Annotated in this window: 17 protein-coding genes and 1 other annotated feature; of the genes, 4 read left to right on the forward strand and 13 right to left on the reverse strand. The window is 36.3% G+C overall.

Annotation, left to right across the window (positions count from 1 at the left end; translation table 11 throughout):
• Positions 1 to 36: 36 nt before the first annotated feature.
• Together ACUN0F_RS24455 and ACUN0F_RS24460 are read right to left on the reverse strand one after the other, a co-directional pair.
• The gene (locus ACUN0F_RS24455) at positions 37 to 726 is read right to left on the reverse strand and encodes a 5'-methylthioadenosine/adenosylhomocysteine nucleosidase (protein ID WP_264461171.1); all 690 of its coding nucleotides are present in this window, start codon (positions 724 to 726) and stop codon (positions 37 to 39) included.
• Between the two features lie 124 nt (positions 727 to 850).
• Positions 851 to 1,774, reverse strand: coding sequence for an alpha/beta hydrolase (locus tag ACUN0F_RS24460; RefSeq protein ID WP_445540342.1), 924 nt, complete (start codon positions 1,772 to 1,774; stop codon positions 851 to 853).
• A 202-nt stretch (positions 1,775 to 1,976) separates the two neighbouring features.
• Between ACUN0F_RS24460 and ACUN0F_RS24465 the strand changes: the two genes are divergently transcribed.
• The gene (locus ACUN0F_RS24465) at positions 1,977 to 2,738 is read left to right on the forward strand and encodes a DODA-type extradiol aromatic ring-opening family dioxygenase (protein ID WP_264461169.1); all 762 of its coding nucleotides are present in this window, start codon (positions 1,977 to 1,979) and stop codon (positions 2,736 to 2,738) included.
• 53 nt (positions 2,739 to 2,791) lie between these two features.
• On the opposite strand, the gene ACUN0F_RS24470 is transcribed toward ACUN0F_RS24465, so the two are convergent.
• From ACUN0F_RS24470 to ACUN0F_RS24480, 3 genes are all read right to left on the reverse strand, one after another.
• A complete protein-coding gene (locus tag ACUN0F_RS24470; protein WP_445540343.1) occupies positions 2,792 to 4,006 on the reverse strand; it encodes a multidrug efflux MFS transporter in 1,215 nt (404 codons plus the stop codon).
• Between the two features lie 167 nt (positions 4,007 to 4,173).
• On the reverse strand, positions 4,174 to 5,025 hold the full coding sequence (locus ACUN0F_RS24475; RefSeq protein ID WP_445540344.1) for a GNAT family N-acetyltransferase: 852 nt from the start codon (positions 5,023 to 5,025) through the stop codon (positions 4,174 to 4,176).
• 17 nt (positions 5,026 to 5,042) lie between these two features.
• Entirely contained in the window at positions 5,043 to 5,759 is a 717-nt protein-coding gene (locus ACUN0F_RS24480) for a DUF554 domain-containing protein (protein ID WP_046959081.1), read from the reverse strand.
• A 215-nt stretch (positions 5,760 to 5,974) separates the two neighbouring features.
• On the opposite strand from ACUN0F_RS24480, the gene ACUN0F_RS24485 reads away from it, so the two are divergent.
• Entirely contained in the window at positions 5,975 to 7,078 is a 1,104-nt protein-coding gene (locus tag ACUN0F_RS24485) for a CapA family protein (protein ID WP_445540345.1), read from the forward strand.
• A 52-nt stretch (positions 7,079 to 7,130) separates the two neighbouring features.
• Positions 7,131 to 7,358, forward strand: a complete 228-nt coding sequence (locus ACUN0F_RS24490; protein WP_264461165.1) for a hypothetical protein — start codon at positions 7,131 to 7,133, stop codon at positions 7,356 to 7,358.
• A gap of 90 nt (positions 7,359 to 7,448) precedes the next feature.
• Here ACUN0F_RS24490 and ilvA read toward each other — a convergent pair whose 3' ends face one another.
• Genes ilvA through ilvE form a run of 6 tightly spaced genes read right to left on the reverse strand, consistent with a single transcriptional unit; the run spans position 7,449 to position 14,346 of the window.
• Positions 7,449 to 8,711 (reverse strand): threonine ammonia-lyase IlvA, encoded by a 1,263-nt coding sequence (gene ilvA / locus ACUN0F_RS24495; RefSeq protein ID WP_000250350.1) that lies wholly within the window; start codon positions 8,709 to 8,711, stop codon positions 7,449 to 7,451.
• Positions 8,712 to 8,742: 31 nt separating this feature from the next.
• The gene (ilvD, locus tag ACUN0F_RS24500) at positions 8,743 to 10,416 is read right to left on the reverse strand and encodes a dihydroxy-acid dehydratase (protein WP_445540346.1); all 1,674 of its coding nucleotides are present in this window, start codon (positions 10,414 to 10,416) and stop codon (positions 8,743 to 8,745) included.
• A 46-nt stretch (positions 10,417 to 10,462) separates the two neighbouring features.
• Positions 10,463 to 11,470 carry a ketol-acid reductoisomerase gene (gene ilvC / locus ACUN0F_RS24505; RefSeq protein WP_445540347.1) on the reverse strand — a complete coding sequence of 336 codons (1,008 nt, stop codon included), beginning with the start codon at positions 11,468 to 11,470 and terminating at the stop codon, positions 10,463 to 10,465.
• A 14-nt stretch (positions 11,471 to 11,484) separates the two neighbouring features.
• Entirely contained in the window at positions 11,485 to 11,715 is a 231-nt protein-coding gene (locus tag ACUN0F_RS24510) for an ACT domain-containing protein (RefSeq protein ID WP_046955074.1), read from the reverse strand.
• Positions 11,712 to 13,424, reverse strand: a complete 1,713-nt coding sequence (gene ilvB / locus ACUN0F_RS24515; protein ID WP_445540348.1) for an acetolactate synthase large subunit — start codon at positions 13,422 to 13,424, stop codon at positions 11,712 to 11,714. Before ilvB ends, ACUN0F_RS24510 begins: the two co-directional genes overlap by 4 nt.
• 22 nt (positions 13,425 to 13,446) lie before the next feature.
• Positions 13,447 to 14,346, reverse strand: a complete 900-nt coding sequence (ilvE, locus tag ACUN0F_RS24520; protein ID WP_046955076.1) for a branched-chain-amino-acid transaminase — start codon at positions 14,344 to 14,346, stop codon at positions 13,447 to 13,449.
• Between the two features lie 151 nt (positions 14,347 to 14,497).
• Positions 14,498 to 14,737, reverse strand: a binding site (T-box leader).
• A gap of 574 nt (positions 14,738 to 15,311) precedes the next feature.
• Between ilvE and ACUN0F_RS24525 the strand changes: the two genes are divergently transcribed.
• Complete coding sequence (locus tag ACUN0F_RS24525) at positions 15,312 to 16,070, forward strand: SDR family oxidoreductase (RefSeq protein ID WP_098802862.1); 759 nt, start codon at positions 15,312 to 15,314, stop codon at positions 16,068 to 16,070.
• Between the two features lie 49 nt (positions 16,071 to 16,119).
• Here ACUN0F_RS24525 and ACUN0F_RS24530 read toward each other — a convergent pair whose 3' ends face one another.
• Positions 16,120 to 16,809: a response regulator transcription factor gene (locus ACUN0F_RS24530; protein ID WP_137053363.1), complete on the reverse strand. Its 690-nt coding sequence runs from the start codon at positions 16,807 to 16,809 to the stop codon at positions 16,120 to 16,122.
• Between the two features lie 15 nt (positions 16,810 to 16,824).
• Entirely contained in the window at positions 16,825 to 18,315 is a 1,491-nt protein-coding gene (locus ACUN0F_RS24535; RefSeq protein WP_264461162.1) for a sensor histidine kinase, read from the reverse strand.
• Positions 18,316 to 18,321: the final 6 nt, after the last annotated feature.

Genomic DNA, 18,321 nt, shown 5'->3' on the forward strand with positions numbered 1-18,321 from the left:
TCTAAAAAGTGAGGTTTTCTATCATGCAATATTTCTTTACTTTTTCACTGATTCTAATATCTTTTTAACAAAATGAATGGAATGATGTGAAGCAGAAACACAATTATCTTCAAACACTTCTAGGCCAGACGCTTCTTCTGTATCCGTTATTGATCTCACTGCTAAAAAGGGAATCGTGTTAGCATAACAGACGTGAGCTATACTTGCAGTTTCCATATCTACACAAAGTGGATTGTATTTAGAAATTATTTCTGTACGACCGCTTTCACTAATAAACGCTTCCCCAGTAACAACTTTTCCAAAATAAATATTTTGGGTAAATTGATTGTTCTCGATTACTTCACGGCTCAATTCAAGAAGTGTACGATCCGTTTTAAAATATACACTTTCCATCCACGGATGATATTCAGTTAATATCCCTTCATCAACATCGTGATATGCTATTTCTGTTGAAATTACTGTATCTCCAATTTTCAATACTTTGTCAATCGCTCCTGCAACACCTGTTACGATAATATGTGTCACATTAAACTTATCTATTAATATTTGAGCTGCAATAGCTGCATTAACTTTACATACACCACAATATAATGCAACAACTTCCACATTTGCATATTTCCCACTATGAAACGTTAACATCGCAAGGTTCGTTATTTCCTTATTAGTCATCTCTTCAATAAATGGCATAATTTCATCTTCGGATGGGCCAATAATTCCAAATCTCATATATTCCTCTCCTTGAAACTGTTTCTATATTTCTTTGAAGAAAATCCCCAAAAATTCTTTGTCTTTATCTCTAACAAATTTATAAATACAAGCCCAAACTACAAACGGTTTGGGCTTAGCTTTCTCATCTATTATGCGCATCTAACCACGAAATCAAATCTTTAAATACTTCATCTCTATTCACTTCATGGAACATTTCATGTCTTCCATTTTCATATAAACGAAGTGTTACATCTTTCACGCCGCATTTTTTATAATTTTCATATACTTTTTTTACACCTTTCCCCATATCCCCAACAGGATCACGATCTCCTGAAAAAATATGTATTGGAAGATTTTTCGGTGTTTTCTTAAACTCTTCTAGTTTATTTACTTCTAATACACCGGAAAACAATTCGCGATAAAAGCTTGTTGTACAAATAAATCCACATAACGGATCCGCAATATATTTATCAACTTGATTATTATCTGAAGATAACCAATCAAATTTCGTACGATTTGGCTTAAAGTGTGAGTTGAAATTTCCGAAAGATAAAAAGTTTAGCATCGGACTTTTCGTTTTTGCCCCGCGTAGTTTCATCTCGATTGTCGCTACTTTATGACCAATGACTCCTAAGAATCCCGGGTTCCCACCAGTTCCTGAAATAAGGAATCCATCATATAATCCACCTTTAAGTTGTACAGCACGTCTTGATAAAAAAGAACCCATACTATGTCCAAGTAAAAACAACGAGCATGTCTGCTCTTTTCTTATCGTTTCTGATACAAAAATAACATCAGACACAGCCTCATTCCAACCTACATTTGGTTCAAAATGACCATAATCTTCTTCTCTTTTCACTGTTTTCCCATGACCTTTATGATCATGCGCATAAACACCATACCCTGCTTCTAATAAAGCAGCAATAAAGTCTGTATAAACACCTGCATGTTCTGTCATACCATGTGCAATTTGAATAATCCCTCGCGGATCTCCTTCTGGTAACCACTTACGCAAATAAATTTCCGATCCATCCAATGCCGTAACGAAACTTTCCTGTACGTTCATTTCGTCAGCCCCCAACTCTATTATGTATATCAAAAATGAATATCCATTCATTATACTTATTATGTATTATATGCAATTGCCTTCATTATGACAAATGACCCACTTTCCAATTAGCTCTTAAACTAATATATTGACGAACAGAAAATAAAATTATATAGTTACTTACATAAAGTAATTATTATATTTTTGGGAGGTTTCTATTATGATGCCATCATTATTTTTAGCACACGGATCACCGATGCTTGCTATTCAAGATACAGACTATACAAGGTTTTTAAAAACACTTGGCGAAACATTCAAACCGAAAGCAATTGTTATTTTCACCGCTCACTGGGAAAGCGAAGTATTAACGATTTCTTCATCAGATAACGAATATGAAACAATTTATGATTTTGGAGGTTTTCCTCCTGAGTTATACGAAATCAAATATCGTGCGAAAGGCTCTTCTAACATTGCATCTATGTTAGAAACAAAATTTAAAAACAAAGGTATTCCAGTCCATCATAATATGACGAGAGGTTTAGATCATGGCTCATGGACACTCTTGCACCGTATGTATCCAGAAGCAACTATTCCTGTCGTCCAAATATCAGTCAATCCATTCCTTCCTGCAAAAGAACAATTTGAAATTGGTGAAGCACTAAAAGGACTTGGACAAGAAGATATTTTAGTAATCGGTAGCGGTGTTACCGTTCATAACTTACGAGCTTTAAAATGGAATCAGACTACACCCGAACAATGGGCAATTGAATTTGATGATTGGATTATTAAACATATGCAGACTACTGATAAAGATGCATTATTTAATTGGGAGAACAATGCCCCTCATGCACAATTAGCAGTACCAAGAGCAGAGCATTTTGTTCCTTTATTTATCGCTATGGGAAGTGGCGATAATAACGGTGAAGTCATTCACCGCAGTTACGAGCTTGGTACATTAAGCTATCTTTGTCTTCAATTTTAAAGAAAAGGATGAAGCAATCGTTGCTTCATCCTTTTTATTTTTCATTCACTTAGTTAACTAACTTCCAAATGTCGTTTCTCTGATACCTCTTCGTTCTTATTGTGAAAATAAACCCAAATGCACGCAATAAATAATAGTGATGAAGTAGAAAAGAAAACATATTGGAAGCCCGCATGTGCTGCAATTTGTCCACCAAGTACTGGTCCAATCATATTTCCTAAAAACTGAAACGATTGATTATACCCAAATATTCTTCCCGTTACATGGGTTGGTGTATGTTGTTTTAGTAGAGTTTGTACGGAAGGTAATAGTCCTGCTTGTGCAATACCTAATAAAAAGCGAAGAATTAATAGTTGCCAAGCTGAGGTTACAAATGCTTGCGGAATAAAAATAATTCCTGCCGCAAATAATGCCACAACTAACGTTTTTTGAGGTCCAATACGATCTGATAATCTCCCTAACTTAGGAGCTGCCATAATAATAGCTAAACCTGTCGCAGACATGACTGCGCCTGCAATCATTTCAATATGAGCTGTTCCTGGGCCTTCTAAATTCTTTACATACAATGTAATAATAGGTTGAATTGACATGTTCGCAAGTTGAATAATAAATGTTGTTACAAATAAACTAATAATTAAATGCTTTGCTGGAACCATCGTCCATACTTTTTTCGGTTGTACTTTTTTTGCTTGAGCGGAGTGATTCTCTTCATGTAGGAAGAAAAAAACGATGAGAAAAGAAAGGAATAAAAAAGCCCCTGTAACAAGAAAAACATGGCGCATTCCAATTAACTCAGACAAATAACCACCAAGTAATGGGCCAAGTAAAGAACCGCTCACGCCACCTGTTGAAATTGTGGAGATTGCCCAACCTAAATGTTCTTTCGGAGTTTCTGCTGCAATAAATGTCATCGCCGTTGAAAGGAAACCAGATACCGCTCCCATCAAAAATCTTAGTGCGACTAGTTGATACACGTCCGTTACAAACCCCATAAGCGTCATAATAATCGCCATCCCAAGGCTCGCACGAATCAGCATCAATTTCCGTCCATGTATATCACCAAGCTTTCCCCATATTGGTGATACGATCGCACCCATTAAAAATGTTATACCAAATGCAAGTCCTGACCACTGTGCAATGCTAGAAGTGCCAGTCACCCCTAATTCCTCAATATAAAAAGATAAAAAAGGAATTACTAAACTCATACCGGCTGCAGTGGTAAAACAACCTAGCCAACAAATCATTAAATTTCGTTTCCAGTTGGCCATTTTCACACCTTCTTTCTTTAGATACCCATTCTACACCCTTTCTTGTAAAAAGTTTAGTAATTTGCTTTATTTGTAAAACTTACCACAAAACCCGCTATTTTCCAGTAAAAATCACTACATCTCTACATCTTTTTCATAAAAAAAACAACTCCCCTATTTGGAGTTGGTTACTTATTCTCTATCGGTATTAAACGAGCATTGCAATTTCTTTCATAAAACTCAATCGGACCTGCTTGTCCAATAATTGCGTATTCATACCCATCTTGCTTCATACTATGTAAACAACGATGTAACAATTGCCTCCCTACACCTTTCACACGATTTTGTTTCGCTGTGCCCATCGGACCAAACAATCCTCTCTTTCCTCTCACTACATCGTAACAAGCGAAACCTACTATTACTTCTTCTTGTTCTGCTATATAAATAGGTAAGTTTTCTTTATATGTACGAAATCCATATTCTATCGAATGTAACCACCGTTCACCAAATTCTGCTTCAACAAAACTTGCTAATTGTTCAAAATCAGAAGCGTTAGCCTTTCTAACAGTACAAGTTAAATCATTATAAGTAGGAGCAAAACCTTTTAAATCGACCGCTAAATCTCTTGGCTCAGCTATAATATGCAATATATCTTTTTGTATTTGTGCATTTCCAATAAGCGTATCCGCACGAAATAGTGCATATATAACATGTCCTTCATTCATTATTACTTGCTGAAAACGTTCCATACGTTTCTTCGCTATTTGTAAAATTTCTAACACCTTATAAGATAACTTATATTGGCCTATTTTTTTATAATGTTGATCCGTTAAATCGTATCGTTTTCGTAATGAATGTTTTTTTAAAAAATCCGTACCCACGTTACGAAACAAATACATATACAACTCGCTGCAAACTCCAGTACCTTCTTTACACATGCCTATAAACAGATGAGCTGGTTGAATGATATTACTTTCTGCCTCTTCTGCTGCAATCTTCAATATGTTATGAACACGTTTTGTAAATTGAAATTCCTCCATATGTATCTCCCCCCCTATTACTTTACTATTAAACCGTAACCATAAATAAGTGAAACGATTATTCCAACTACCAATATACCTGGCAGTAAATTTGCTACCTTAATTTTAATAACACCAAGTAAGTTCAATCCAATAGCGGCTATCATAATACCACCTGTAGCTGTCATTTCCACTATAAATTGATTCATTAATTCTTTCGGGACCAAACTATTAATTTGTGTTGCAAAAACCGCAATCCCTCCTTCATATAAAATAACTGGAATCGCCGAAAATACTACGCCAATTCCTAAAGTTGTCGTTAATATAATAGAAATAAACCCATCGATAATCGCCTTTGTAAATAAAATATCATGATTTCCGCGAATCCCACTGTCGAGTGCACCAAGTATGCCCATCGCACCAATTGCAAAAATTAAAGTAGCTGTTACAAACCCTTCTGATATGCTCCCTTTCCCTTTCGATCCAACTTTATTTTCTAGCCAATCTCCTAACAGCTTTAACTTTTCCTCTAGTTGTAGCCATTCCCCGATGACGGTACCAATAACTAAACTTAAAATGACAACAAGAAAATTTTCACTTTTCAATGCCATTTGAAGTCCAAGCACAGTAACCGCTAAACCGATTGCATGCATAATTGTTCCCTTCATACTTTCTGGAATTCTACTAAATAATTTTCCTAGTAAAGTACCAAATATAATACAAATCCCATTTACAACTGCTCCTAATATAACCATCTCTCGTTCTTCACCCTTCGAATTCTTTATTTCTATATTTTGGTTTATACATTGATTTACAGGTTATCTATATGTTAACTTAATATTGAGAATATTAACAAATGTTTTCACTACATAAACTGCAATTTTTTGTAGTTATACTTAAAGTGAAACTTTAATTAACGTGAGTTTTATTGCCCACAAATTGCGGTATAAATTCAAAAAGGAAGGTATTTATGAAAACTTTACTAAAACGAGTTCTGTTAATAGCCTTTTGCATTACACCAATTGTTTTATTAATTAACTACTCTTTTACTTCAAAGGCGAAAGACAAACCCGATTTGCAAAACAAATCTAGTAAAACCGCTTCAACAAATGAAAAGAAAATAGAAAATCCGGAAATCACACTCACATTCTCTGGTGATACAATGTTCGATTGGCAATTACGTCCTGTAATCGAAAAAAACGGGGCTGATTATCCATTCCAACATGTAAAAGAAGAAATAACAAAAGCTGATATTTCTTTCGTTAATTTAGAGTCAGCATTTACAACAAGAGAAAAGAAAGCTCCTGGACAACTGTTTTGGATTAAAAGTGATCCATCCACGCTTCAAGCGATAAAAAACACTGGATATGACATCGTAAATATCGGAAATAATCATACACTTGATTACGGTCAAGAGGGATTATTAGATACGATCTCTCACGTAGAAAAATTAAAGTTCCCTTACATTGGAGCCGGAAAAAATGCAAAAGATGCATATACTGCACGAGAAATGACTGTAAAAGGGAAAAAGTTCAAATTTCTTTCCTTCGTTCGATTTATGCCTGATACGAATTGGGTAGCTGGTGACAATAAACCTGGTGTTGCGAACGGATATGATTTAAATCTTGTAATAAAAACAATTAAAGAGCAAAAGAAAGATGCAGACTATTTAATCGTCTATATGCATTGGGGCGTTGAAAAATCAAATCGTCCGGTAGAATACCAAAAACAATATGTACCTAAAATGGTTGAAGCAGGAGCTGACGCGATTGTCGGGAGTCACCCGCATTGGTTACAAGGATTTGAGTATTATAATAAAGTTCCTATCGCTTATTCATTAGGTAACTTTTTATTCCCAAGTTATGTGAGTGGGAAAAGCGCTGAAACTGGCGTATTAACTTTAACTTTTAAAGGAAAGGATGTCCAAATGTCATTCAATCCTTACATCATTCGCAACAACCAAATTTCACCTGTAAATGAGGAAGAAAAGAAAAAAGCTCTACAGTATTTACAAACGATTTCAACTGATGTAGATATTGATGATACAGGGAACATAAAAAACAAACGAAACTAGACAGCGCAAAATCTATTTCTCTGTAACATACTTTACAGAATAGGTGATGAACATGCTGAAAGACTTATTAGAAAATGTAAGTTTGTTAGAGAATATTTATAAAATATCTATAGCCGTTCTACTTTTATGTTCATTTTTTTCTGTTAGACTTCTAAAAAAAATAAAACGAGAGAGAAAACTTTCTCCCTTTGAATTTACAATGTATGCAATTATTCGCATTGCGATACTCTTTTGGTTAACTAGCTTTATCCTACTTGAATATGGAAAGTATATAGTGTAATTATAAAAAGATAGATACAAGCAGCATTTCCGCTGTTTGCATCTATCTTTTTTATTTCAGGTACAACTGTATGTTACCCCTTTGCTTCTATTAAATTAACAAATCAAACAAAATAGGATTTTTATTAAGCTCCATAAATTGAATATTATTTTCTTTAAAACGAGTAATTAATTGCTCATAATCTTCTTTATGTTTCAACTCTACTCCGACTAGTGCTGGACCATTTTCTTTATTATGTTTCTTAATGTATTCAAAACGAGTAATATCATCTTCTGGCCCTAATCCCTTATCAAGAAACTCTCTTAGTGCACCTGAACGCTGCGGGAATTCAATGATGAAATAATGCTTTAACCCTTCGTAAATGAGAGAACGTTCTTTCATCTCTTGCATTCTATCAATATCGTTATTTCCACCACTTAGCGTACATACAACTGTTTTACCTTTTATTTCATCTCTATATAAATCAAGCGCTGCAATAGATAGTGCACCAGCCGGTTCAGCTACAATTGCATTTTTCTTATACAGTTCTAAAATCGTCGTACAAACCTTTCCTTCTGGTACTAAAACAATATCATCAATTACATCTTTACACGTTTCAAATGTTAACTTCCCTACTTTTTTGACAGCTGCCCCATCAACAAAACTATCTATTTTCTCTAACGCGACATTTTCGTTTTGAAGAAAAGCCTCTTTCATAGATGCAGCTCCCATCGGCTCTACGCCAATGACCTTTGTAGCAGGACTAACACCTTTTACATATGTACCAACACCTGATGCTAGCCCACCACCGCCGATTGCTGTAAAGATATAATCAACTGGTTTCTCCAGATCATGCATAATTTCAACTGCCACTGTTCCTTGACCAGCAATAACATACGGATCATCGAACGGATGAACGAAAGTCATTCTATTTTCCTCACAATAGCGCTGTGCTTCTTGGAACGAGCTATCAAATGTATCACCAACTAATACAATTCCCGCAAAATCACCACCGAAAAATTGTACTTGCGATACTTTTTGTTTAGGTGTCGTTGTTGGCATAAAGATTTTTGACGGAATCTTCAATAAATTACACGTATAAGCAACTCCTTGTGCATGATTACCAGCACTTGCACAAACAACACCGTTTTGTAATTGTTCTTTCGATAAACTTTGAATTAAATTGTACGCACCACGAATTTTGAAAGAGCGAATTAATTGTAAGTCTTCTCGTTTTACATAAACGTCACAATCATATTTCTCAGATAAAACTGTATCACGTTGTAACGGTGTTTTAATAACGATATCTTTCATGCAATTATGTGCCATTAAGATATCTTCAATTTTCACTCTCTCCTTTACCTTTTGCACCATTTCATATCATCCTTATCTCTTTTAAATTGGCTCAATCAAAATCCGGGATTTTTAGAACTGCACCTGTATTCGCCGATGTTACCATCTGCGCATAACGTCCAAGCCAGCCAGTTTTCACTTTCGGTTCTGGTCGTTTCCATTCTTTTTTACGCTTATCTAATTCTTCATCACTAACTCTTACTTCTAACAATCTTTCCTCAACATCGATACAAACGATATCCCCTTGCTTGAGAAGTGCAATTGTTCCGCCCGCAGCTGCTTCTGGCGAAATATGCCCTACCGAAATACCACGTGAAGCTCCAGAAAAACGTCCATCCGTTAATAGCGCAACATCTGCACCTAATCCCATACCAGCAATCGCTGACGTTGGTGCTAACATTTCCGGCATACCAGGACCGCCTCTTGGTCCTTCATAGCGAATAACAACTACATCGCCTTTCTTAACCTTTCCAAGCATAATGCCCGCAAGTGCCTCATCTTGTGAATTAAAAATAACGCAAGGTCCCTCAAATCGTTTTACTTCTGTTGCCCCACTTTTAATAACTGCCCCATCTTTCGCAAGGTTTCCTTTTAATATACGTAATCCCCCTTCTTCACTATGAGGGTTTTCGAGAGAATGAATAACTTCCCTATCTTTAATCTCTGCATGAGCAATGTTTTCTCTTAATGTTTGCCCAGTAGCAGTAATACGGTCTAAATGAAGCACCGCTTCTTTTCGGCTCATCTCTTTCAAAATTGCACTAATTCCGCCTGCTCGATCAATATCCTCCATATGCCAATTGGAGGCAGGACTTACTTTACATAAATGTGGTACACGTCTTGAAACGGCATCAATACGGTTCATATCGTAATCTAAACCCGCTTCTTGTGCGAGCGCTAACGTGTGCAATACTGTATTCGTTGATCCACCCATTGCCATATCAAGCGCGAACGCATCATCAATTGCTTCTTCCGTTACAATGTCTCTTGGTTTAATATCTCTTTCAATTAAAATCTTTAATTTCTCTGCTGCTTGTTTAATTAATTCTTCACGTCTTGGATCAATAGCTAAAATACTTCCGTTACCAGGAAGAGCTAAACCTAATACTTCACATAAACAGTTCATAGAGTTTGCTGTAAACATACCGGAACAAGAACCACAAGATGGACAGCCATGATCTTCAATATCCTTTAATTCTTCTTCTGAAATTTTACCAGATTGATAAGCTCCTACACCTTCGAAAACAGAACTTAAATCGACAACGTCTCCTTTTGACGTTTTTCCAGCCGCCATCGGACCACCTGAAACAAACACAGTTGGAATGTTAATACGAAGTGCAGCCATCATCATACCAGGTGTAATTTTGTCACAGTTTGGAATACAAATCATGCCATCAAACCAGTGTGCATTTACAACCGTTTCTACTGAATCTGCAATGATTTCACGACTCGGAAGCGAATAACGCATACCGATATGCCCCATCGCAATACCGTCATCTACTCCAATTGTATTAAATTCAAATGGAACCATACCTGCTGCACGTACTGCTTCTTTAACAAGTTTTCCAAACTCATTTAAGTGCTTATGACCTGGAATTATTTCAATAAAAGAATTACAGATAGCTATAAACGGTTTATCAAAATCTTCATCTTTCAAACCAGTTGCTTTTAATAAACTACGGTGTGGCGCTTTATCAAAACCTTTTTTAATCATGTCACTTCTCATCTTGTCAAATCCCCTCTTACGTATTTTTCACATACAATCGCTTACACTATTTCTTTACTAATTCTTTCGGTGCATGAATCCAGCTCATCATTTCACGAAGTTCTACCCCTACTTTTTCTAACTGATGATTTTGCTCTGCTTTTTTCATCGCATTATATGTTGGACGCCCAGCTTGGTTTTCTAAAATCCATTTCTTCGCGAATTCACCTTGCTGAATTTCTGTAAGTACTCGTTTCATCTCTTTCTTCGTTTCATCTGTAACGATTCTCGATCCTGTTACATAATCTCCGAACTCAGCCGTATCTGAAATAGAATGGCGCATGTTCGTTAAACCACCTTCGTACATTAAATCAACAATTAATTTTAATTCATGTAAACATTCGAAGTATGCAATTTCAGGACGATATCCGCCTTCTGTCAATGTTTCAAAACCAGCTTTCACAAGTGCAGTTACCCCGCCGCAAAGTACCGCTTGCTCTCCGAATAAATCCGTCTCTGTTTCTTCTTGGAATGTCGTTTCAATTATACCTGCACGTGTACAACCTACACCTTTTGCATACGCAAGTGCTACATGTAATGCGGTGCCTGTTGCATCTTGATGTACTGCGACTAACGCCGGAACACCATTCCCTTCTTGGAATACACGGCGAACGAGATGACCTGGACTTTTTGGCGCGACCATTGCTACATCTACGTAACTTGGCGGGTTAATTTGTCCGAAGTGAATATTAAATCCATGTGAGAAAAGTAACATTTGCCCTTCACGGAGATTCTCTTCTACTTCTGTTTTATACACATGTGTTTGCTGTTCATCTGGCAATAACATTTGTACGACTTGCGCGGTTCGAACCGCTTCTGAAACAGACATTACTTCAAACCCATCTGCTTTTGCTACTTCAAAAGACTTACCATGTCGAACACCAACTACAACTTCTACACCAGAATCACGTAAATTTTGTGCTTGCGCATGACCTTGAGATCCATAACCAATTACCGCAACTGTTTTCCCTTGTAATAACTCTACATTTGCATCTTTTTCATAATACGTTTTCATATTCGATACACTCCTTATAATTTATTTACTTGCAGTACATCAATTAATTTTTTCAACTGACCAACAAGTAATGTCGCTTCATTTTCAGTACAAACTGCTGTGAGTTTCATTTCAGAAACGCCACTAGTATCTCTTTCGTTTAAATATAAAGAAGAAATATAATAGCCACGCCGAGCAAAAATTCCACTTATACGTAACAAGACGCTTGGCTCGTTATGAATAACGAGTGAAAAAGTATGACTCATTCTTCCCACCTCTTCATAATCATTTCGTTATTCCCTTTGTTTGGCGGAACCATCGGAAATACGTTTTCACCTTCTTCTACACAAAAATCAACTACGACAGGACCTTCGTGAGCAAATGCTTCTAACATCACTTGTTTCGCCTCTGTTGAATTTGTCGCCCTTAATCCCTTCACTCCATATGCTTCTGCCACTTTCACAAAATCTGGCGATCCAATTTTTGATTCTGATAAACGATTTTCATAAAACATCTCTTGCCATTGCCTTACCATCCCTAAAAATTTGTTATTTATAATAAATACTTTTACAGGAATATTATTTTCAGCAATTGTTTGCAGTTCTTGAATGTTCATTTGAAAAGAAGCATCGCCTGCAATACAAATGACGAGTTCTTCCTCTTTTGCAAGCTGAGCACCAACTGCTGCTGGGAAACCAAACCCCATCGTTCCTAGTCCACCAGATGTTAGAAAAGTCCGTGGATTTTTCGCTTTATAAAAATGAGCAGCCCACATTTGATGCTGTCCTACTTCTGTCGTAACAATCGCTTCACCGTTCGTTAATTCACTTACTAGACTAATAACATGCTGTGGTTTTAACTCACTTTCTTTTTGATGATAAGAAAGAGGATATTCCCTTTTCCATTCCTCGATTTTCGTAAGCCATTTATCTGTCTGTGTACAAATCGGCATATGTAACAGCATGTGTAACGCTTTTTTCACATCTCCAACAATCGGATATTCCACAGTTACATTTTTATGAAACTCCGAAGGATCTATATCAATATGTACCTTTTTCGAATACGGAGAAAAAAGTTCTAATTTTCCTGTTACACGATCATCGAAGCGAACACCTAAAGCAAGTAGTAAATCACATTCTGTTACTGCCATATTTGCAGCGTACGTTCCATGCATGCCGAGCATTCCTAAAAAGAACGAATCTCCTGGCGGATACGCACCCAGTCCCATTAAAGTGGAAACGACAGGAATACGATTCTCCCTCGCAAATTTGATGAGTTCATCAGAACCACCTGAATGAATGACCCCTCCTCCAATATAAAGAAGTGGACGTTTTGCTTCGGAAATTGCTTTAGCTACCTCTCTAAGCTTCCTACCGTCTGGCATAGGCTCTAATTTGTACCCTGGAATCTCAATTACTTCATTATAAAAACTTGTTACATTTTCATTTTGAACATCTTTTGGAATATCAATTAATACTGGTCCTGGTCGCCCGCTTTCGGCGATGTAAAAAGCTTCTTGTACAATACGTGATAAATGATTCACATCACGAACTTGGTAATTATGCTTCGTAACAGGTACTGTAATCCCGACAACATCTGCTTCTTGAAATCCGTCTTTTCCGATGAGAGGTTTTGCAACTTGCCCTGTAATGACAACTAAAGGAATCGAATCCATATAAGCATCTGCTAAACCCGTAACTAAATTTGTCGCCCCTGGGCCAGAGGTAGCAAAGACTACCCCGACCTTTCCAGAAGCTCTCGCATATCCTTCTGCCGCATGAATGGCAGCTTGTTCATGACGAGTTAAAACGTGCTTCAAACCACTTCCATATAACGCATCGTACACTGGCAAAATCGCTCCGCCTGGATAACCGAAAACAGTCGTTACACCTAATTTTTTCAAGCTTTGAATAACATGTCCGGCACCTGTCACATCTTCACACTGTAATTTCTCACGTGTTGTATGCTGCTCCATTTTAATTAACTCCTCTCCCTATCTACAGTAAGCTCTCCGCCAGTCCTGGAACACGTACTCCTCTTTCTCTCGTTAACTTTTTAAATTCCTCTGTCAATTGTTTCGTTACACTTCCTGGTTTTCCATCTCCAATCTCTCTTGAATCAACTTTTACAACTGGAATTAATTCTGCTGCTGTTCCTGTTAAAAACACTTCATCTGCTACATATACGTCATGGCGAGTAAATGGCCTTTCCTCACATGGAATATTAAGTCGTTCACATAGCTCGATAACACTATTTCTCGTAATACCTTCTAGCGCCCCTAAGTAAGAAGGAGGTGTTAACACTTTTCCATCTTTCACAACGAAAACATTGTCTCCAGATCCTTCACAAACATATCCTTGTTGATTTAACATAAGGGCCTCTAACACTCCTGCTTGTGCCGCTTCAATTTTCACAAGTACGTTATTTAAATAGTTCATTGACTTAATACGTGGATCTAATGCATCTGGCGTATTACGTCTCGATGCAACAGATACAACGCTTAGTCCATTATCGTAAAATTCCTGTGGGAATAACTTTAATTGTTCTGCAATGATAATAACGCTCGGTTTCACGCAACTTCTAGGGTCGAGCCCTAAGTCACCTTTTCCTCTTGAAACAATTAATCGAATGTAGGCATCAGCATATTCATTTTTTTGCAGTGTTTGTAAAACTGCTTCTTCCATTTCGTCAACTGTCAGTGGGATTGTAAGTAAAATAGATTTTGCTGATTCGTATAATCGTTTTACATGTTCTTTTAAACAAAATACATTTCCACCGTAACTACGAATCCCTTCAAATACACCATCTCCGTATAAAAAACCGTGATCATATACTGAAACAACTGCCTTTTCTTTTTCTACAAATTCCCCATTCATATAAATATACTGGTTTCCCATCTCACATCGCTCCTCTTTTTTCTCTCTATTTTTGCAATCTATTTCTATATCGATTGCTGAGATGAGTATTTTTAACAGAATATTCAGTATATAATTTTTAAAAATATACTCGTCTCAACAATCGATTACATACATACTTGTAGCAATCCATTGCTGAGACGAGGGAATCGTGGTACCACTCAGCTTCCTCACACTTCTCACGAAATATAAGCTCTGCAAGTCCAATTAGACTTTTGTTTTTCTATCGGAAACAACTCCGCTACTTTTTACTAGTTTTCAAAAGTAGTACTCCGAGGTGATTTTCAATGATGAAATTGTTACCACCCTCACAGCTTCTGGGCAGCTCTCTGAAACAATTTTCTTCATTTACTCTCCTCTTCTACGCATTATCGTATTCTATTTTTTAAAATAAAAACTCTCGCCTCAGCAATCAACTACTACAATTTAGTAGCTTTGATTGCTGAGGCGAGAGTTTCGCGTTACCACTCAGCTTCCTTATACTTCTCGCGAAATATAAGCTTTGTAGGTCCAATTAGACCCCCGTCCTTTTACCGGAGACGATGCCGTCGCCCTCTACTCAGTTTCCCTTTCGCAAGCAATGCTCCGAGGTGATCTTCAATGATTCGATTGTTACTACTCTCACAGCCTAGGAGCAGCTCTCTGAAACGATCATAACCATCTACTTTCCTCTTCTTTGCATATGTAATATATAAAGTTGGAAAATTCTCAATTAACTTTTATTTGTTAAACGTATTATAGGACGTTGTTCTTTTCATTGTCAACATGTTTTCCAAAAAAGATTTAAAATTCAATCCATTTTACTAGAAGACTATTTATTTTTTCTCAAAACAAAATCGGAATGAACTCCTTACACATACTCATATATTACTTAAGTATGTTCGCATTAATACATAAAGAAAAACAACTTAATAACATATAAAATTTTATGAGGAGATGAGAAAACTATGTTAAAAGGAAAAGTGGCATTAGTTACAGGAGCAAGCCGAGGAATTGGACGTGCTATTGCAAAACGTTTAGCAAACGACGGTGCATTAGTTGCTATTCATTACGGAAATCGAAAAGAAGATGCTGAAGAAACTGTTTATGAAATTCAATCAAATGGCGGATCAGCTTTTTCTATCGGTGCAAACCTTGAATCTTTACATGGTGTAGAAACCCTTTATAGTTCTTTAGATAGCGAATTACAAAATAGAACTGGTAGTACTAAATTTGATATTTTAATAAACAACGCTGGAATTGGTCCTGGTGCTTTTATTGAAGAAACGACTGAACAATTTTTTGATAGAATGGTTTCTGTTAATGCAAAAGCACCATTCTTTATCATCCAACAAGCTCTATCTCGTTTACGTGACAATAGCCGAATTATTAATATTTCATCCGCTGCCACTCGTATTTCTTTACCTGATTTCGTTGCATATAGTATGACGAAAGGCGCTATTAATACGATGACTTTCACGCTAGCAAAACAGCTCGGAGCACGAGGAATAACAGTGAATGCAATACTTCCTGGATTTATTAAAACAGATATGAATGCGGAACTCTTGAGCGACCCAATGATGAAACAGTACGCTACTACCATTTCCGCTTTTAATCGCTTAGGTGAAGTAGAAGATATTGCCGATACCGCGGCATTTCTCGCTTCTCCAGACAGCCGCTGGGTTACTGGACAATTAATTGATGTGAGCGGAGGATCTTGTTTGTAATTTCTTAATCTACTTACGCAAAAAAAGCCAGCATTTTTGCTGGCCTTTTTCACTGTGTAAAACGATACCCTACTCCCCAAATTGTTTCAATATATGATTTATCAAATGGATCGAGTTCAATTTTGTGACGAATATTTTTCACATGGACAGCAACCGTTGCTGCATCACCAATGACATCCATCCCCCATACAGTTTCAAAGAGACGATCTTTACTAAATACTTGATTTGGATGTTCTGCCATACAAGTTAATAAATCAAATTCTTTTCCTGTTAACATGACCTCAGTTCCATTTACAAATACACGTCGTGCTGATTTATCAATAAACAATCCTCGAATACGAATTTCATCTTTTATTTGTTCTCGTTTTCCTGTTAAACGATCATAACGAGCTAGATGAGCATTTACACGTGCCACCATTTCACTCGGGCTAAACGGTTTTATAATATAATCATCTGCTCCAAAACCTAACCCTTTAATTTTATCGATTTCCTCTTGTTTTGCGGACACCATAAGTATTGGTATGTCCTTTTCCAATCGAACTTGTTTACAAATTTCATAGCCATCTATTCCCGGTAACATTATGTCTAAAATTAACAAGTCATAATCCTCCAGAAGAACTCTTTGTAAACCTTTTTCGCCAGAGTAATCAATATCTACTGTATACCCAGCAACCTCTAAATAATCCTTTTCTAACTCTGCTATAATAGCTTCATCTTCAATAATTAAAATTCTTTTCAAGATGCTCTCCTTTTTCTAATTGATTTTTTGTAATGTAAATGCCAGCGTCGTTCCTTTACCTTTTTTGCTTTCTACCCAAATATCACCACCATGTTGTGTGATAATCTGATGTGCAATTGACAAACCAAGTCCGCTTCCACCTGTTTTAGAATTTCTAGAATGATCTGCACGATAAAACCTTTCAAATATATGAGGCAACGCCTTCTCTTCTATTCCTACCCCATTATCTTTTATGTAAATCGTTACATAATCAGTAGATTCGGTCATGCGAATTCCTATATATCCTTCTTCTTTATCCATATACTTCACACTATTCCAAATGATATTTGTAATAACACGACGTAATTTTTCACGATCACCTTTTACCAAAATAGAAGTATCCTTTTGAGCATCCCATCTCACTGCAATTCCCTTATCTTGTAATTCAAGCTGTAGTTCTTCTATACAATCAGATAAGTATTGGTTAATTTCAACCTCTTCAAATTGAAACGGTTCCTCTTTTAAATCAAGTTTTGAAAAGAGAAAAAGCTCGTCAATTAATTGATCCATATCAAACACTTTATGATAAATAATCGTTAAATATTTATCTAATTGTTCTGGAGTTCGAGCGATACCCTCTTTAATTCCTTGTACATAACCTTTAATAGCCGTAATTGGCGTCCGTAAATCATGAGAAATATTTGAAAGCAGCTCTTTACGATTCTTTTCATATTGCATTTGCAACTCGACCGATTCCTTCAACCTGCCACGCATCTCTTCAAACGATAAACTTAATTCACCTATTTCATCTTTCGCAAGTGGCTTTACTTGAAAATCTAAATCACCCTTTTGAATTCTTTCCGTTGCCTGCTTTAATGAATGCAATGGTTTAATAATACTCCGTGATATAAAATATGTTAATATTCCATTCGTAATAATTAACCCAAGTATTAAAGAGAATACGAAATACGGGAAAAATTCTCTAATCATTTCTTCTAAAGGATTTACATACTCAAATACAAAAATACTAACCTTATCCTTCTCTTCATCGTAGTAATCAAATTGCTTATAGTAAAAAGAATTACCCTCTATTTTCACATCCATTCCCTTTCTTTGTCCTTCCGTTTCAAATGCGGGCAGGTATTTATCGAACGAAGAGATTTTAAAATATGGGGATGAATATGTAAGCTCATCATTTTTTCGAATTAGTAATCCTGCTTGATTATCGTTTAATTCTTTATCAGTTTCCTTTAAAAAATTTATATCCTCCAATTTATTTGGAGCATACGATGAAAGAATTTTTAACCTACTAAAAATATCATCTTCATCTTCTTTTGTACGAATAGCTCCCTCCTGCTCTTTATCAATGAGAGAATGACTAGTTTGATTAAGACCAATGATTGCTTTTGCAATACGAATATCACCAAATAAAGTAACACTAATTAACATAACTGCTATACCGCAAAAAACGATTGGAATAATTACCATCGCAACATACGACAACAGCAATCTAATACGGATTGACATTACAGA

The sequence above is a fragment of the Bacillus sp. 1A genome (genome assembly GCF_052682215.1).

Excerpts from the sequence above, each read along its gene's own strand:
- ACUN0F_RS24480 (WP_046959081.1), bottom strand. The coding sequence starts at position 5,759 with ATGGTTATATTAGGAGCAGTTGTAAATGGGATTTGTATTATATTTGGT.
- ACUN0F_RS24465 (WP_264461169.1), top strand. The coding sequence starts at position 1,977 with ATGATGCCATCATTATTTTTAGCACACGGATCACCGATGCTTGCTATT.
- ACUN0F_RS24490 (WP_264461165.1), top strand. The coding sequence starts at position 7,131 with ATGCTGAAAGACTTATTAGAAAATGTAAGTTTGTTAGAGAATATTTAT.
- ACUN0F_RS24535 (WP_264461162.1), bottom strand. The coding sequence starts at position 18,315 with ATGTCAATCCGTATTAGATTGCTGTTGTCGTATGTTGCGATGGTAATT.
- ACUN0F_RS24525 (WP_098802862.1), top strand. The coding sequence starts at position 15,312 with ATGTTAAAAGGAAAAGTGGCATTAGTTACAGGAGCAAGCCGAGGAATT.
- ACUN0F_RS24455 (WP_264461171.1), bottom strand. The coding sequence starts at position 726 with ATGAGATTTGGAATTATTGGCCCATCCGAAGATGAAATTATGCCATTT.
- ACUN0F_RS24475 (WP_445540344.1), bottom strand. The coding sequence starts at position 5,025 with ATGGAGGAATTTCAATTTACAAAACGTGTTCATAACATATTGAAGATT.
- ilvC (WP_445540347.1), bottom strand. The coding sequence starts at position 11,470 with ATGAAAACGTATTATGAAAAAGATGCAAATGTAGAGTTATTACAAGGG.
- ACUN0F_RS24470 (WP_445540343.1), bottom strand. The coding sequence starts at position 4,006 with ATGGCCAACTGGAAACGAAATTTAATGATTTGTTGGCTAGGTTGTTTT.
- ilvD (WP_445540346.1), bottom strand. The coding sequence starts at position 10,416 with ATGAGAAGTGACATGATTAAAAAAGGTTTTGATAAAGCGCCACACCGT.
- ACUN0F_RS24485 (WP_445540345.1), top strand. The coding sequence starts at position 5,975 with ATGAAAACTTTACTAAAACGAGTTCTGTTAATAGCCTTTTGCATTACA.
- ilvE (WP_046955076.1), bottom strand. The coding sequence starts at position 14,346 with ATGGGAAACCAGTATATTTATATGAATGGGGAATTTGTAGAAAAAGAA.
- ilvA (WP_000250350.1), bottom strand. The coding sequence starts at position 8,711 with ATGGTGCAAAAGGTAAAGGAGAGAGTGAAAATTGAAGATATCTTAATG.
- ACUN0F_RS24510 (WP_046955074.1), bottom strand. The coding sequence starts at position 11,715 with ATGAGTCATACTTTTTCACTCGTTATTCATAACGAGCCAAGCGTCTTG.
- ilvB (WP_445540348.1), bottom strand. The coding sequence starts at position 13,424 with ATGGAGCAGCATACAACACGTGAGAAATTACAGTGTGAAGATGTGACA.
- ACUN0F_RS24460 (WP_445540342.1), bottom strand. The coding sequence starts at position 1,774 with ATGAACGTACAGGAAAGTTTCGTTACGGCATTGGATGGATCGGAAATT.